We start from the raw sequence: 13,642 nt of genomic DNA, 5'->3' as shown, positions 1-13,642 counted from the left end.
CCGAGTCGGGGGCAGCGCCTTCTTCGTGCGGGGGGTGGGGCCACCGGTAACCAGCCGGAAGACCCCACCCATGTCGAACCGAGCGCCGGGATCAGGGACGGCGCTCGTATGCAACGCTTCACATTGAAGCACCCGCGGCTGAGCGACAGATCGGTCTACTCGGGTGAATCGCGGGTGATTGGGTGCCCCAATCCGAGGGACTTCGCCTTGCGGATGGCGTCCGGGCGCGTCGAGACGCCGAGCTTTCGATAGAGCCGTCGAAGATGCGTCTTCACCGTGTTCGGAGAGATGTACAGCGCGGCCGCGATGTCGGCGACGGTCGCGCCCTTCTCGACTTCGGCAAGAACCAGCAGTTCGCGATGGCTGAGCGGCTCGATCGCCCGGGCGTGCCCCTCGGTCGCCTCGGCGATGCGGGAGAGGATCCGGGCGGCTTCCCCGGAATGCCCGCGGGTCATCGCCCGGCGGGTGAGAGCGGCGAGCGTTCCTGGCGGGACGAGCCGCAACGGCGCACGCGACCCGCTCCGTGTCATGGCGACGAGCGCGCGATCGAAGGCAACATCGGAGAGCGCCTCATTGCCGCGTTCGAACTCGATCGCGGCGCGCAGCATCCGCACATCCACGAGGGTGCGCTGAGAGTGATCGGCGGCGATCTGCTCGCAGCCCTCGAGCGCCGCGGCCGCGCCCTTGAGGTCACCGTGACGAAGCCGTAACTGGGCGGCGACCCGCGCGGGGCACAGGATGTGGTGTTCATAGGCTGGAAGTTCGCGCAGAATCGCCCACGCCTCGTCGCCCTGGTCGAGATGCATCAGCAACGATGCGTGCATCAGCTCGGCCGCCGAGAGCCCGAGTCCCGCCGGTGCCCAGGAGCGGTAGCCGTGCCGTGCGCGCTGCGAAAAGTCGAGACCTTCGGCGAGGCGTCGTTCGGCCAACCGCTGGTAGCCCGCGGCGGTGTACGAGAACGGCTCCCACTCGGTGTGACTTGCGGCGTCGAGCATGTCGCCCTCGATCTCGGCCGCGCCGTCGCGGTCGTGCCGGTCGGTGGCGGCGAGGCTTTGGGCCAAGAGCGCGGGAGCCGCGAAGCCGGTCTTCAGCAACGCCGTACCTTCCGCCAACGCGAGGGCTTCGGCGCTGTGGCGGGTCGCGGCCTCGAGGCCCGATTGCCCGTACTCGACGAGGGCGAGCCCCCCGAGGCCCTCGATGTGTTCGGCGCGCGTCAGATGCTCGGCGGCAAGGCCGTTGGCGTGCTCGAGATGGTGCCGGGCGGCGTCGAGGTTGCCGAGATGGAGGTCGATCATCCCGGCTTCGAGCATGGTGCGGGCGTCGAGCTCTACCCGCACGGGCAGGGAGAGGATGCCGTCGGCGACGAGGTCGCGCGCACGCTGCACGTATCGCTGGGCGTCGCCGAGACGGCCCAGGGTGCGGAGCGCCGCCGCGTGCCCCAGCCAGACCGTGATGCGGTCGCTGTCGGCGTCTCGCCCCGCCTGGGTGAGGCTCGCCTCGGCTGCGTCGAAGTAGCCGATCGCCGACGAGCCACGCGGTGATCCCGGCGATCGGTAGCTGGCGCCCATTGCGCTCGCGATCTGCGCATCTGAACTCCACGCCGACGCCGGGAGGCCGGCGATCAGGGCGCGGAACTCCGCCCCGTGCTCCGTCGCGGCGGCACGCGCGTACTGGCGCACCGTGGCGAGGGCACGCGCGACGTCGCCGTCGGCCAGAGCGGCTTCGACGGTTCGTCGCACGTCCTCGAATGCGGGGTGCGCCACCGGTCTCCTGCGTAGGTGCGCCGCCCGACGTGGTTGAGCCCGGGGCGCACTGAGTCGTGATCCTGCGACAGCAGCGTCGGGAATCCCGTCGGGATCGCTCCCAGCGCTCGTGCTCGGCGGGCAAATGCAGTCGGGTGAGAGGCTACTTGCGGTCGCTCACGTCTGTCCACCGGTTGACGGCGGAGGCATTTCGATGCGGGACATCCCGACCCAGACGGGCCCCGGCGTCCCGGGGTGCGGTCCCGTAGGCTTCCCCGGTGAGCATGGGCAACCGGGGCATGACGCATCCGGGGGGCGGACGAGTCGGCGGCCGGGACGCCGAGGCGCAGCGCGAGATCAACGCGCAGGCTCCGCGCATCCCTGACCTGATCCACCGGATCGGCGATCTCTTCCGCCCGCACCGCCGAGCCCTGATCGTCACGATCGTGCTGGTTCTCGCCGGCGCGGCCCTCAGCGTGTTGCCGCCACTGCTCACTCAGCAGGCCTTCGACCGCGGCCTCTTCCCGCCGGAAGGCCGCCCCGACGTGCCGGTGCTGCTCGAGCTGGTCGGGCTGATGTTGCTCGCCTGGTTCGCGTCGGCCGGTCTCGGCGTGGGGCAGACCTATCTCACCGCGCGCATCGGCAACAACGTGATGGGTGCCCTCCGGGTGAAGCTGTTCTCCCACCTCCAGGCGATGGAACTCGGCTTCTTCACCCGCACCAAGACCGGCGTCATCCAGTCGCGCCTCCAGAACGACGTCGGCGGTGTCGCGGGCGTGCTGAGCAACACCATCCAGAGCGTCGTCGGCAACACCGTCACCGTCATCGCCGCTCTCGTGGCGATGTTGCTGCTGTCCTGGCAGCTGACGATCGTCGCCGTCGTGCTACTGCCCATCCTGGTGTTCGTGCAGCGGCGGGTCGGTCAGGCCCGGGCGCGCATCGCGACGAAGACGCAGGAGTCGCTGTCGGACATGACGGCGATCACCCAGGAGACCCTGAGCGTCTCGGGCGTGTTGCTGGCGAAGGCGTTCAACCGGCAGGACGCCGAAGTCGCGCGCTACCACGACGAGAACGGTCGCCAGATCCGGCTGCAGATCCAGCTCGCGATGACGGGTCAATGGTTCTTCGCGATCGTGAACGTCGTACTGTCGGTCATCCCCGCGGTCATCTATCTCGTCGCCGCGTGGCTGATCTTCCAGGATGTCGCGGTCACCGCCGGCACGATCGTCGCGTTCACGACGGTGCAGGCACGACTCATGTGGCCGCTCATGGGGCTGCTGCGGGTCGCGCTCGACCTGCAGACCTCGCAGGCGTTGTTCGCCCGCATCTTCGAGTACCTCGATCTCGTGCCGGCGATCCGGGATGCCGACGACGCGCAGCCGGTCGACTCGGGCCGGCTCGGCGAGGTCGCCTTCGAGGATGTCGTCTTCCGCTACCCCGACCAGGCCGAGGATGCTCCGACCACCCTCAAAGGCATCTCGTTCGACCTGAAGCCGGGCACCTACGCCGCCTTCGTCGGGCCGTCGGGTGCCGGCAAGACGACGGTGTCGTATCTGCTGCCCCGGCTGCACGAGGTCACCGACGGCCGCGTGCTTTTCGCGGGCGAGGATGTGCGGCGCCTCACCCACGCGTCGCTCATCGACGCGATCGGCATCGTGAGTCAGGAGACCTACCTGTTCCACGCGACGATCGCCGAGAACCTGCGGTACGCCAAACCGGACGCCACCGACGCCGAGCTCGAGGTCGCGGCCCGGGCCGCCAACATCCACGACACCATCGCTGCCTTCCCCGACGGGTACGACACGATCGTCGGTGAGCGCGGCTACCGGCTCTCGGGCGGCGAGAAGCAGCGCGTCGCGATCGCCCGGGTGCTGCTCAAGGACCCGGCCGTGCTCATCCTCGACGAGGCCACCAGTTCGCTCGACACCGTCTCGGAACGCATCGTGCAGCGCGCCCTCGACGACGCGTCCCGCGGGCGTACGACGCTCGCGATCGCCCACCGGTTGTCGACGGTCGTCGCCGCCGACGTGATCTTCGTCGTCGAGGCCGGTCGCATCGTCGAGCGCGGCACGCACGCCGAACTGCTCGCGGCCGGCGGCGTCTACGCCCGGTTGTTCGCCGAGCAGCTCGCCGCGACGCTCGAGGGCGACCTCAGTCCGACGGCAGAGCCGCCAGCAGATCCTCCATCACGCGGATCTCGGCTCGCTGGGCGCGCTGGATCCCGCTCGCGAGAGTGACCACTTGCGGCACGCCGGTGCGCGCGAGCACGGCTTCGGCCATCTCGAGCCCGCCCTGATGGTGCGGGATCATCAGCTGCAGGTACAGCCGCACGGCATCGACCCCGGTGGCGCTGCGCAACTCGGCGAGCTGCTCCTGCGTCGCCATCCCCGGCATCCCGCCCGGCGCTTCGGGATCCATCTGGTGTCCGTCGCCTGAGCCGTCGAGTGCGGGGAGTTCGGTCCAGGCCATCGGCGGCCCGGTCGAGATCTGGGGCAGGCCCCACGCGTCGAGGAGGCCGTACATCGCCCCCGCCTGGCCGGTCTGGGTGATCGCCACGTCGTACGCGATCGTGCGCACCGTCTCGTCATCGGTGCGGTCGCGCACGAGCAGGGCCATCTCGACCGCCTGGGCGTGGTGCACCTGCATGTCGCGCAGGAAACCGGCGGCGGCACTGTCGGAGGTCGGGGTCGGGGTCGGCGTCGGGCCGGCGGTGAGGCGGCCCACCGCGAAGGCGCCCGCGACGACGAGTGTCGCGGCGAGCACCACCGCGGCGATGCGTCCGCGGGTCACCGGATCACGAAACCCGCCCGGGGCCGTCGAGCCCGCCGGTGCAGGGCGCGCTCGGCTCGGGCGAGGTCGGTGAGCGCCAGAACTCGTCGAGGAAGTCCGTCACTGCGGGGTCGTCGACGTCGGTGAACCGCAGCTGCGCGCCCCAGGCCGAGATCACCATCGCACTGTCGAGCCCGTCGTACGGCGAGACCACCGTGTAGGTGTCCGGAGCGAGTTCGACGAGGGCGGCGATCTGGTCGTCGGTTGTCGAGGCGGGGTCGTAGGCGATCCAGACGGCGCCGTGCTCGAGGGTGTGCACGACGTTCTCGTTCTGCTGTTGCACGTCGTAGACGCCGCAGTTGAGCCACGCCGGATTGTGCGGGCCGCCGACGGGCGGAGACTGGTCGTAGGTCACCCGCGACTCGGTGTGCGTCGCCTCGAGGTCGGGATAGAGTTCCAGGCGCTCCGGGTAGTCCTCGCTGGTCACCTCACGATCGCCGCTCGGCGGAGCCGCGTTGAGGATGAGCACCGTCGTCACCGTGCCAGCGACGAGCAGGAGTGCCACGACGGCCGCGATGATGCCGAGGATGCGGTTGCGCTTCTCGGCAGCCTGGCGCTTCTTGAACTTCTCAAGCTGGGCAGCCCGCTTCTCGGCTCGCTGTTGCTTGAGGCTGGGCGGGGCGGGGCGGTTCGAGGGCGAAGACAAGCATGCTCCTGAAGGGTGGGATCAGTGGACCTGTCCCCATATCATCCATGATCGCGACAAGGGATGCGCCGAACCCGCCACCCGCTAAAGTGGGGCAACTCCTTATCTGAGCGCCCTACTCATGCCCCCAGGAGGCTTGCGGTGACGGTCGATGACGCTCCCGGCGACCATGTCGCCATCCGGGCGCGTCGGCGGCACTCGCTGAGCATCAAGTCGCTGCTGCTGATGATGCTGCTGTTGGTGAGCGTGGGGTCGAACGTCGTCGTCGGCGTGATCGGCTACATCAACGGCACCGAGTCGCTGACTGTTGCGGCCGAGGCGCGACTCACCGAGGTGCGCGACTCGCGCGCGCGCGAGATCGTCAACCTCTTCGACTCGATCGAGGCGTCGCTGCTGCTGGCGAGCCGTGACAGCGCCGTGGTGGATGCCGAGCTCGCGTTCTCGGCGGGGGTGGCCGAGCTCGACGCGGCGGCGATCGCGAACGACGCCGTCGCAGCGGCGGGTGGCGCGCCTGCACCGGTGCTGACGCCGGAGCAGGAGGCCGAACTGGTGGCCTTCTTCACCGACGATTTCGGCCCTCGGCTCAACGAAGCCAGTGGCGAGGAGGTCGATGCGTCCAGTTTCATCCCGGCGTCGGCCTCAGCCCGCTACCTGCTGTATCACTACACCGTGAAGGGCGGCGATGACGCCTCCGCCGTCGACGACGCGGGTGACGGAAGCGAGTGGTCGGCGGCTCATGCCGAGCACCACGACTACCTGCGTCGGCTCGCCCGGCTCTCGGGATACCCCGGGCTGGTGCTCATTTCGCCCTCGGGTCAAGTCGTCTACTCGGTCAACAAGGACGTCGACCTCGGAGCCGATCTGGTCGAAGGGCCCTACAGCTACACCAACCTCGCGCTCGCCTTTCAACAGGCGATGTCGGGCAACCGGCTCGACTCGGTCACCTTCGGCGACTTCGAGCCCTACGCTCCGGCGCTCGACGCTCCCACCGGATGGGCTGTCGCACCGATTGCGAGCGACGACGCGATCATCGGGGCGATCGGCGTTCGACTGCCCTCGGAGCGCATCGACGCGATCATGACCGGCGGTGCCGACTGGCAAGACAGCGGCCTCGGCGAGACCGGCGAGGCATATCTCGTCGGCCGGGACGGCACGATGCGATCGCTGTCGCGCGATCTGGCTCAGGACCCGCAGGCGTACCTCGAGGCCGCCACCGCGATGGGCCTGTCGGCCGACGACGCCGACCGCGCCGTCGCGACCGGGCAGACTCTTCTGATCCAACGGGTCGACACCGAGGCGGCCGCGAGCGCGCTGCGCGGCGAGACGGGCATCGTGACGTCCGGCAACTATCTGGGCGCGCAATCGATCGCGGCCTACGCCCCGGTGAAGCCAGCGGGCTTCGAGTGGGCGATCATCGCCGAGATCGACGCCGACGAGGCGCTCGCCCCGGTGGCCGACTTCACCAGTCGTCTCGCGATCTCGTCGGCGATTCTGGTCGGCATCGTCTCGCTCATCTCGGTGTTCATCGCCGGCTTCGCGGTGCGGCCGCTCTACCGCCTCCGGGATGCCGCCCGCCGCATCGCCGCCGGCGAGAGCGGGGTGCAGGTGGAGGCCGGCGAGAGCGACGAACTCGCCGACGTCGCCGCGGCGTTCAACGAGATGAGCCGCAGCCTCGAACTCAAGAACGCTCTGCTCGAAGAGCAACGGCTCGAGAACGAGCGACTGTTGCGCACCCTCATGCCCGAGGCGATCGCGAAGCGCTACCGCGAAGGCGCCCGCACGATCGTGCAAGACCACCAAGAGGTCACGGTGCTCTTCGCCGACGTCGTCGGCTTCGAGGAATACGGGCGCGGCATCGACTCCGAGAAGTCGCTCGACCTGCTCAACGAGATGTTCCGGGCGTTCGACGAGGCCGCCGAGGTGCACGGGGTGGAACGGGTGCGCAGCACCCGGGCGGGCTACCTCGCCAGCTGCGGGCTCACCGTGCCCCGGGTCGACAACGCGCGCCGGGCCGTCGCCTTCTCACTCGACATCGCCCGCATCGTCGAACGGTTCGGCGCCCAGCAGGGGGCCGACATCCACGTGCGGGTCGGCATGGACACCGGAACCGTCACGAGCGGCCTCATCGGGCGCACCGCCATGGTCTACGACCTGTGGGGCGACGCGGTGAGCCTCGCATTCCGGCTGCAGGGCGGCGCCACCGAGTCGGGCATCTTCCTCACCCAGCGGGTGGTCGACAAGATCCCCGACAACCTGCCGTACGGCGATGCGGGCGTGGTCGAGACCTCGACCGGGTGGCAACGGGTGTGGCGCGTCGACCCGGTCGCGACCGAGCTGTGAGCCGCTGATCGGATGCGCCGATGATCGAGATCCTCGCCGATATCGCCGCGGAGCCGTGGTTCTGGCCCGCGGTCTCGGTGATCGTCGGGCTGCCGATTGTGCTGCTCGTGCTCGGCGAGATCCACACCGCGATGGTGCGCCGGGACTCCCCCGCTACGCGCATCGTGCTGCTCATCCGGAACGTGCTGGCGCCGCTCGGCGCGATCATCATCCTGTTCACCCAGATCCCGCAGGAAGCCGGCAACGCGGAGTTCACCTGGCCGAAGGTCGCCGCGACCGCATTCGGGTTCGTGCTCATCCTGGTGCTGCTCAACGGGCTCAACCTCGCCGTCTTCGTCACGGCGAAGGAGGGCACCTGGCGTCAGCGCATCCCGTCCATCTTCGTCGACATCGCCCGGGTGCTGCTCATCGCCATCAGCCTCGCGGTGCTGTTCGGCTGGATCTGGCAAGCCGACATCGGCGGGTTCTTCACGGCGCTCGGCATCGGCTCGATCGTCATCGGCCTCGCGCTGCAGAACGCCGTCGGCTCGGTGCTGTCGGGACTCTTCCTGCTCTTCGAGCAGCCGTTCGAGATCGGCGACTTCATCGTCACCCCCGACGGCCGGGGGCGCGTCGTCGCGGTGAACTGGCGGGCGACGCATCTCGACACGAGCAACGGCATCCTCGTCATCCCGAACTCGACCCTGTCAGGCGCGTCGTTCACGAACCTGTCGCGGGCGACTTCCCCGTTCGAGGCCTCCGACATCGTGCGCTTCGCGACCGACGACCCGCCGCAGCTGGCGATCGACGTGCTCGTCGAGGTGGCGTCGGGACTGCCCGAACGGCATCCCGACGAGACGCCGTACGCCATCCCGCTGGGCAAATCGAAGTACGAGATCAATTTCGCCCTCACCTCGCCGGCCCGGCGGTACATGTCGCTCGGGCTGTTCCGCAAGCGCCTCTGGTACGCCGCGCGCCGGGCGGGCCTGCACCTCGACCGCGACCTCACCGACAACTTCGCCACGCCGCAGCGACTTCGCGAGCATCTCGCGCGGCTCGCTCCCCGGTTCTACCTCAGCGTCCCCGAAGCCGTCGCGCTCGCCGACAGGGGCGCGCGACTGCAACAGTACGGCGAGGGTGAGATCGTGCAGCGCGCCGGATCGGTGCCCGACGGCATCCGCATCATCATCAGCGGCAACGTCGAGCTGTCGGTGCCGGCCTCGCGCGGGGCGATGCTGCCGGTCGGCCAGCTCGGGCGCGACGACGTGCTCGGGGTCACCGCGCTCACCCGGCAGATCGCCGGAGCGGAAGTCGTCGCCCTCGTCGACCTCGCGGTGCTGTTCGTACCGCTGTCGGTGATCGACGACCTGGTGCGCACGCATCCCGACCTCGCCCGCGACATGGGCCAGGCGATCGACGCCCGACTGAAGCTGGTCGCCCAGGCCCTCATGGATGCCGGCGAGCCCCCTCCGGTCTCGCTCCCCGTCGCCTGAGGTCGCCCGGCCAGGTAACACGGCAACCCGCGACCGTAGGATCGGGGGATGAAGTACGCCCAGACGGTGCTCGACCTCGTCGGCAACACGCCCCTCGTCAAGCTCAACAGCGTGACGGACGGCATTCAGGCGACGGTGCTCGCGAAGATCGAGTACCTGAACCCCGGCGGGTCGAGCAAAGACCGCATCGCGGCGCGCATCATCGACGCGGCCGAGCGTGAGGGCAAGCTCAAGCCCGGCGGCACGATCGTCGAGCCGACGTCGGGCAACACCGGCATCGGTCTCGCCCTCGTCGCCCAGCAGCGCGGCTACCGCTGCGTCTTCGTGCTGCCCGACAAGGTCGGCGAAGACAAGCGCAACGTGTTGCTGGCCTACGGCGCCGAGATCGTCGTCACGCCGACGTCTGTCGCTCCGGAGAGCCCAGACTCCTATTACTCCGTCTCCGACCGGTTGGTGAAGGAGATCCCGGGCGCGTTCAAGCCCGACCAGTACTCCAACCCGAACGGGCCGCTCAGCCACTACGAGACGACCGGCCCCGAGATCTGGCGCGACACCGACGGCAAAGTCACCCACTACGTGGCCGGCGTCGGCACGGGCGGAACCATCTCGGGCGCGGGCAAGTATCTCAAGGAGCAGAACCCCGACATCCGGGTGATCGGCGCCGACCCCGAGGGATCGGTGTACTCCGGCGGCACGGGTCGCCCGTACCTGGTCGAGGGCGTCGGCGAGGACTTCTGGCCGACCGCGTACGACCCGAGCGTCGTCGACGAGATCATCGCGTCGAGTGACGCCGAATCGTTCGAGATCACCCGCCGCCTCGCCCGCGAGGAGGGGCTGCTCGTCGGAGGTTCATCGGGTCTCGCGGTGTCGGCGGCCCTCAAGGCGGCGAAAGACCTCCCCGCCGACGCGGTCGTCGTCGTGCTGCTGCCCGACGGCGGGCGCGGCTACCTCGGCAAGGTGTTCAACGACAAGTGGATGCGCTCCTACGGCTTCCTTCCCGCCGAGTCGGGCGCGACCGTCGCCGACGTCGTGGGCGCGAAGGACGGCGACCTGCCCGAGCTCATCCACGTGCACCCGAGCGACACCGTGCGGCACACGATCGACAAGATGCGCCGCTACGACATCTCGCAGATGCCCGTGCTCACCGCCGAGCCGCCGGTCGTGATGGGCGAGGTGATGGGCTCGATCGACGAGAAGGCCCTGGTGGATGCCGTCTTCTCCGGTCGTGCGCAACTCACCGACGCCCTCGAGTCCTTCGTCTCCCCGCCGCTGAAGCTGATCGGCGTCAACGAGTCGGTCGACGCCGCACGGGAATCCCTCGCCACGGTCGACGCGTTGCTCGTGGTAGACGACGGCAAGCCTGCCGGCGTTCTCACTCGCCACGACCTGCTCACCTTCCTCGGCGCCTAGGACACCCCACCCCATGAACGACGCATCCCACCGGTTCTCCACGCGCGCGATCCGCGCGGGCCAGGACTTCGACCCGACCACCGGATCGGTCATCCCGCCGGTCTACTTCACGACGACGTTCGTGCAAGACGGCATCGGCGGTTTCCGCAACGGCTACGAGTACGCCCGTGGTGGCAACCCCACCCGTACGGCCCTCGAGACCCTGCTCGCGAGCCTCGAGGGCGGCGATCGGGCGTTCAGCTTCGCGTCGGGTCTCGCCGCCGAAGACACCCTGCTGCGCGCGATCCTCACCCCGAACGCGCACGTGCTCATGGGCAATGACGTCTACGGTGGCACCCACCGGCTGGTGAGCCGGGTGTTCGTGCCGTGGGGGGTATCCCTGTCGACGGTCGACATGAGCGATCTGGATGCCGTGCGCGCCGCGATCCGGCCCGACGCCACGAAGGTGGTCTGGGTCGAGACCCCGAGCAACCCGCTCATGAAGATCACCGACATCGCCGCGGTGGTGGCCATCGCGCACGAGATCGGCGCGATCGTGGTCGTCGACAACACCTTCGCGACCCCCTACCTGCAGCAGCCGCTTTCGCTCGGCGCCGACGTCGTTGTGCACTCGACGACGAAGTACCTCGGGGGCCACAGCGACGTGCTCGGCGGCGCGGTGATCCTGCGCGACGCGACCGAGGTGGGCGGGCAGAGCCTGGTCGAGAAGGTCGAATTCCTGCAGTTCGGCGTCGGCGCGGTTTCCGGCCCGATGGATGCCTGGCTCACCATCCGCGGCATCAAGACGCTCGCGGTGCGCATGGATCGGCACTCGGCGAACGCCTCAGCGATCGCGGGGAAGCTGGTGGGGCATCCGAAGCTCACCGCCGTCTACTATCCCGGCCTGCCTGACCACCCCGGCCACGACCTCGCTGCCACCCAGATGAGCGCGTTCGGCGGCATGCTCTCGGTGCAGTTCGCCGACGGTGCCACCGCTCGCCGGTTCGCGGAGTCGACGCAGCTCTTCCAGCTCGCGGAGTCGCTCGGCGGCGTCGAGTCGCTCGTCTGCTACCCCTCGGAGATGACGCACGCGTCGGTACGCGGCACCGAACTCGAGGTACCCGACTCCGTGGTGCGACTCTCGGTCGGCATCGAGGACGTCGACGACCTCACCGCCGACCTCCTCGACACCCTCAGCCGGCTCTGACGCGATGACGGCCATCCCGAAGGACTTTCTGCTGGGAGCGGCGACCGCGGCGTACCAGATCGAGGGCGCCGCTCACGACGACGGCCGCACCCCGTCGATCTGGGACACCTTCAGCCACACGCTGGGCCGCACCTGGAACGGCGACACCGGCGACGTCGCCGCCGACCACTATTACCGCCTGGATGCCGACCTCGACCTGATGCAGTCGCTGGGGCTCGAGGCGTATCGCTTCTCGATCTCCTGGCCGCGGGTGCAGCCCGGGGCTCGTGGCGACCTCAATGCGAAAGGTGTCGCGTTCTACTCCCGGTTGGTCGACGGGCTGCTCGCCCGCGGCATCCGCCCCATCGCGACGCTGTATCACTGGGATCTGCCGCAAGAGCTCGAGGATGCCGGCGGCTGGCCCGCCCGCGACACCGCCTTCCGCTTCGCCGAGTACGCGGCCCGCATCGTCGAGGTGCTCGGCGACCGCGTGGCGATGTGGACCACCCTCAACGAGCCGTGGTGCTCGGCGTTCCTCGGTTACGGCTCGGGGGTACATGCCCCCGGCCGCACCAACGGCGCCGCTGCGCTTGCGGCCATGCACCACCTCAACCTCGCGCACGGGCTCGCGGTGCCCGAGATCCGGCGGGCCGCCCGCAACGCCCCCGAAGTGTCGGCGACCCTCAACTTCCACGTGCCGCGCCCGGGATCCGACGACGCCGAGGACGCGATGCGGCGCGTCGACGCCCTGGCGAACCGGGCGTTCACCGAACCGATCCTGCGCGGCGCCTACCCCGACGACCTGCTTCTCGACACGGCGGGCGTCACCGACTGGTCGTTCGTGCGTGACGGCGACCGGGCGGCGATCGCCGCCCCGATCGACGTGCTCGGGGTCAACTACTACTCGACCGTCACCGTACGGGAGTGGGACGGCCGGTCGCCGCGCAGCGGCAACGACGGGCACGGGGCCGCGAGCGGCTCGCCGTGGCCGGGCAGCGAACACGTCGAGTTTCTGCCGCAGCCCGGCCCGCAGACCGAGATGGGCTGGAACATCGCCCCGGATGCCCTCGAAGAGCTGCTGTTACGGCTCTCCCGCGACTACCCCGAGACCCCGCTGCTGGTCACCGAGAACGGCGCCGCCTTCCCCGACGTCGTCATCGACCGTCGCGTGCACGACGTCGCGCGGCAGGACTACGTCGAGCGGCACCTCGCCGCGGCTCTCTCGGCTCGTGCGGCCGGCGCCGACGTGCGCGGGTATATGGTCTGGTCGCTGATGGACAACTTCGAGTGGGGCTACGGCTACTCGAAGCGCTTCGGCATCGTGCGCGTCGACTACGACACCCAGGAGCGCATCGTGAAGGACTCCGGCCGCCGCTACGCCGAGATCATCCAAACCCGCAGCTTGTAGTTCTGTGGTCAGAAGCCGCCGGAGGTGGCGTGGCTCTTCGGTGGTGCGGCGTGGCTCTTCGGTGGTCGAGTAGCCGCCGGACGCGGTGTGGCTCTTCGGTGGTCGAGTAGCCGCCGGAGGCGGTGTGGCTCTTCGGTGGTCGAGTAGCCGCCGGAGGCGGTGTGGCTCTTCGGTGGTCGAGTAGCCGCCGGAGGCGGCGTGTCGAGACCCTGCGCACAAGAGTTGCGTATCGAACACACATTCGATAGTATGGTCTTGCTCGTGCCGAGCATCTCGTTCTGAATGACGAACTACGAACCTGGGAGATCGGCGTGAGCCTGCCTGCCGTGCCTGTGATCGAGGTCTGCGACCTCTCCGGGCTGGCGCGTGCCTCGCATCAGGAGTTGATGGAGGGGATGCGGCACTGGGCCGCGCACGCCCGTCACGTCGAGTCGGTGGTCGCCGCGTTCGCCGGGGAGATCGACCGGCGCTCCTCCCGGGATGCCGGCTATGAAGGTCTCGCAGCCAGCACCGGGGCGCGCGGCCCGGAAGGGCTCGTCTCGACCCTGACCGGCAAGTCCGCGCGCGATTCCCGGGATCTGGTCACCGTCGGGCGGCTGCTGGATGCCCCGCCGGTGTGGCTGGGCGATG

General features: G+C 69.4%; 10 protein-coding genes. 7 read left to right on the top strand and 3 right to left on the bottom strand.

Annotated features, from left to right (window positions below):
- Window positions 1–155: 155 nt before the first annotated feature.
- Entirely contained in the window at window positions 156–1,763 is a 1,608-nt protein-coding gene (locus WBL06_RS01080; RefSeq protein ID WP_424454125.1) for a LuxR C-terminal-related transcriptional regulator, read from the bottom strand.
- Window positions 1,764–2,026: 263 nt separating this feature from the next.
- On the opposite strand from WBL06_RS01080, the gene WBL06_RS01075 reads away from it, so the two are divergent.
- Window positions 2,027–3,979, top strand: coding sequence for an ABC transporter ATP-binding protein (locus tag WBL06_RS01075; protein ID WP_424454207.1), 1,953 nt, complete (start codon window positions 2,027–2,029; stop codon window positions 3,977–3,979).
- Here WBL06_RS01075 and WBL06_RS01070 read toward each other — a convergent pair.
- Entirely contained in the window at window positions 3,894–4,532 is a 639-nt protein-coding gene (locus WBL06_RS01070) for a DUF305 domain-containing protein (protein WP_424454124.1), read from the bottom strand. The genes WBL06_RS01075 and WBL06_RS01070 overlap by 86 nt on opposite strands.
- Before the next feature lie 4 nt (window positions 4,533–4,536).
- Window positions 4,537–5,217 carry a DUF3105 domain-containing protein gene (locus tag WBL06_RS01065; RefSeq protein WP_424454123.1) on the bottom strand — a complete coding sequence of 227 codons (681 nt, stop codon included), beginning with the start codon at window positions 5,215–5,217 and terminating at the stop codon, window positions 4,537–4,539.
- 141 nt (window positions 5,218–5,358) lie between these two features.
- Here WBL06_RS01065 and WBL06_RS01060 point away from each other — a divergent pair, with 141 nt between their 5' ends.
- From WBL06_RS01060 to WBL06_RS01035, 6 genes are all read left to right on the top strand, one after another.
- Window positions 5,359–7,557 (top strand): adenylate/guanylate cyclase domain-containing protein, encoded by a 2,199-nt coding sequence (locus WBL06_RS01060; RefSeq protein WP_424454122.1) that lies wholly within the window; start codon window positions 5,359–5,361, stop codon window positions 7,555–7,557.
- Window positions 7,558–7,577: 20 nt separating this feature from the next.
- Window positions 7,578–9,029 carry a mechanosensitive ion channel domain-containing protein gene (locus WBL06_RS01055; RefSeq protein ID WP_424454121.1) on the top strand — a complete coding sequence of 484 codons (1,452 nt, stop codon included), beginning with the start codon at window positions 7,578–7,580 and terminating at the stop codon, window positions 9,027–9,029.
- 48 nt (window positions 9,030–9,077) lie between these two features.
- Window positions 9,078–10,439: a cystathionine beta-synthase gene (locus WBL06_RS01050; RefSeq protein ID WP_424454120.1), complete on the top strand. Its 1,362-nt coding sequence runs from the start codon at window positions 9,078–9,080 to the stop codon at window positions 10,437–10,439.
- A 13-nt stretch (window positions 10,440–10,452) separates the two neighbouring features.
- Complete coding sequence (locus WBL06_RS01045) at window positions 10,453–11,625, top strand: cystathionine gamma-synthase (protein WP_424454119.1); 1,173 nt, start codon at window positions 10,453–10,455, stop codon at window positions 11,623–11,625.
- A gap of 4 nt (window positions 11,626–11,629) precedes the next feature.
- The gene (locus WBL06_RS01040; RefSeq protein ID WP_424454118.1) at window positions 11,630–13,012 is read left to right on the top strand and encodes a GH1 family beta-glucosidase; all 1,383 of its coding nucleotides are present in this window, start codon (window positions 11,630–11,632) and stop codon (window positions 13,010–13,012) included.
- A 326-nt stretch (window positions 13,013–13,338) separates the two neighbouring features.
- The coding region (locus WBL06_RS01035) for a hypothetical protein (protein ID WP_424454117.1) at window positions 13,339–13,642 on the top strand (304 nt) is incomplete at its 3' end.

Origin of the sequence: Pseudolysinimonas sp., from assembly GCF_049651805.1 — a bacterium.
Taxonomy (GTDB): Bacteria; Actinomycetota; Actinomycetes; order Actinomycetales; family Microbacteriaceae; genus Pseudolysinimonas_A.
This window is presented reverse-complemented; position numbering and strand designations above follow the sequence as displayed.

Bases quoted from the DNA above. Each gene is read 5' to 3' on its own strand.
- WBL06_RS01075 (WP_424454207.1), top strand. From the start codon at position 2,027: ATGGGCAACCGGGGCATGACGCATCCGGGGGGCGGACGAGTCGGCGGC.
- WBL06_RS01045 (WP_424454119.1), top strand. From the start codon at position 10,453: ATGAACGACGCATCCCACCGGTTCTCCACGCGCGCGATCCGCGCGGGC.
- WBL06_RS01050 (WP_424454120.1), top strand. From the start codon at position 9,078: ATGAAGTACGCCCAGACGGTGCTCGACCTCGTCGGCAACACGCCCCTC.
- WBL06_RS01040 (WP_424454118.1), top strand. From the start codon at position 11,630: ATGACGGCCATCCCGAAGGACTTTCTGCTGGGAGCGGCGACCGCGGCG.
- WBL06_RS01055 (WP_424454121.1), top strand. From the start codon at position 7,578: ATGATCGAGATCCTCGCCGATATCGCCGCGGAGCCGTGGTTCTGGCCC.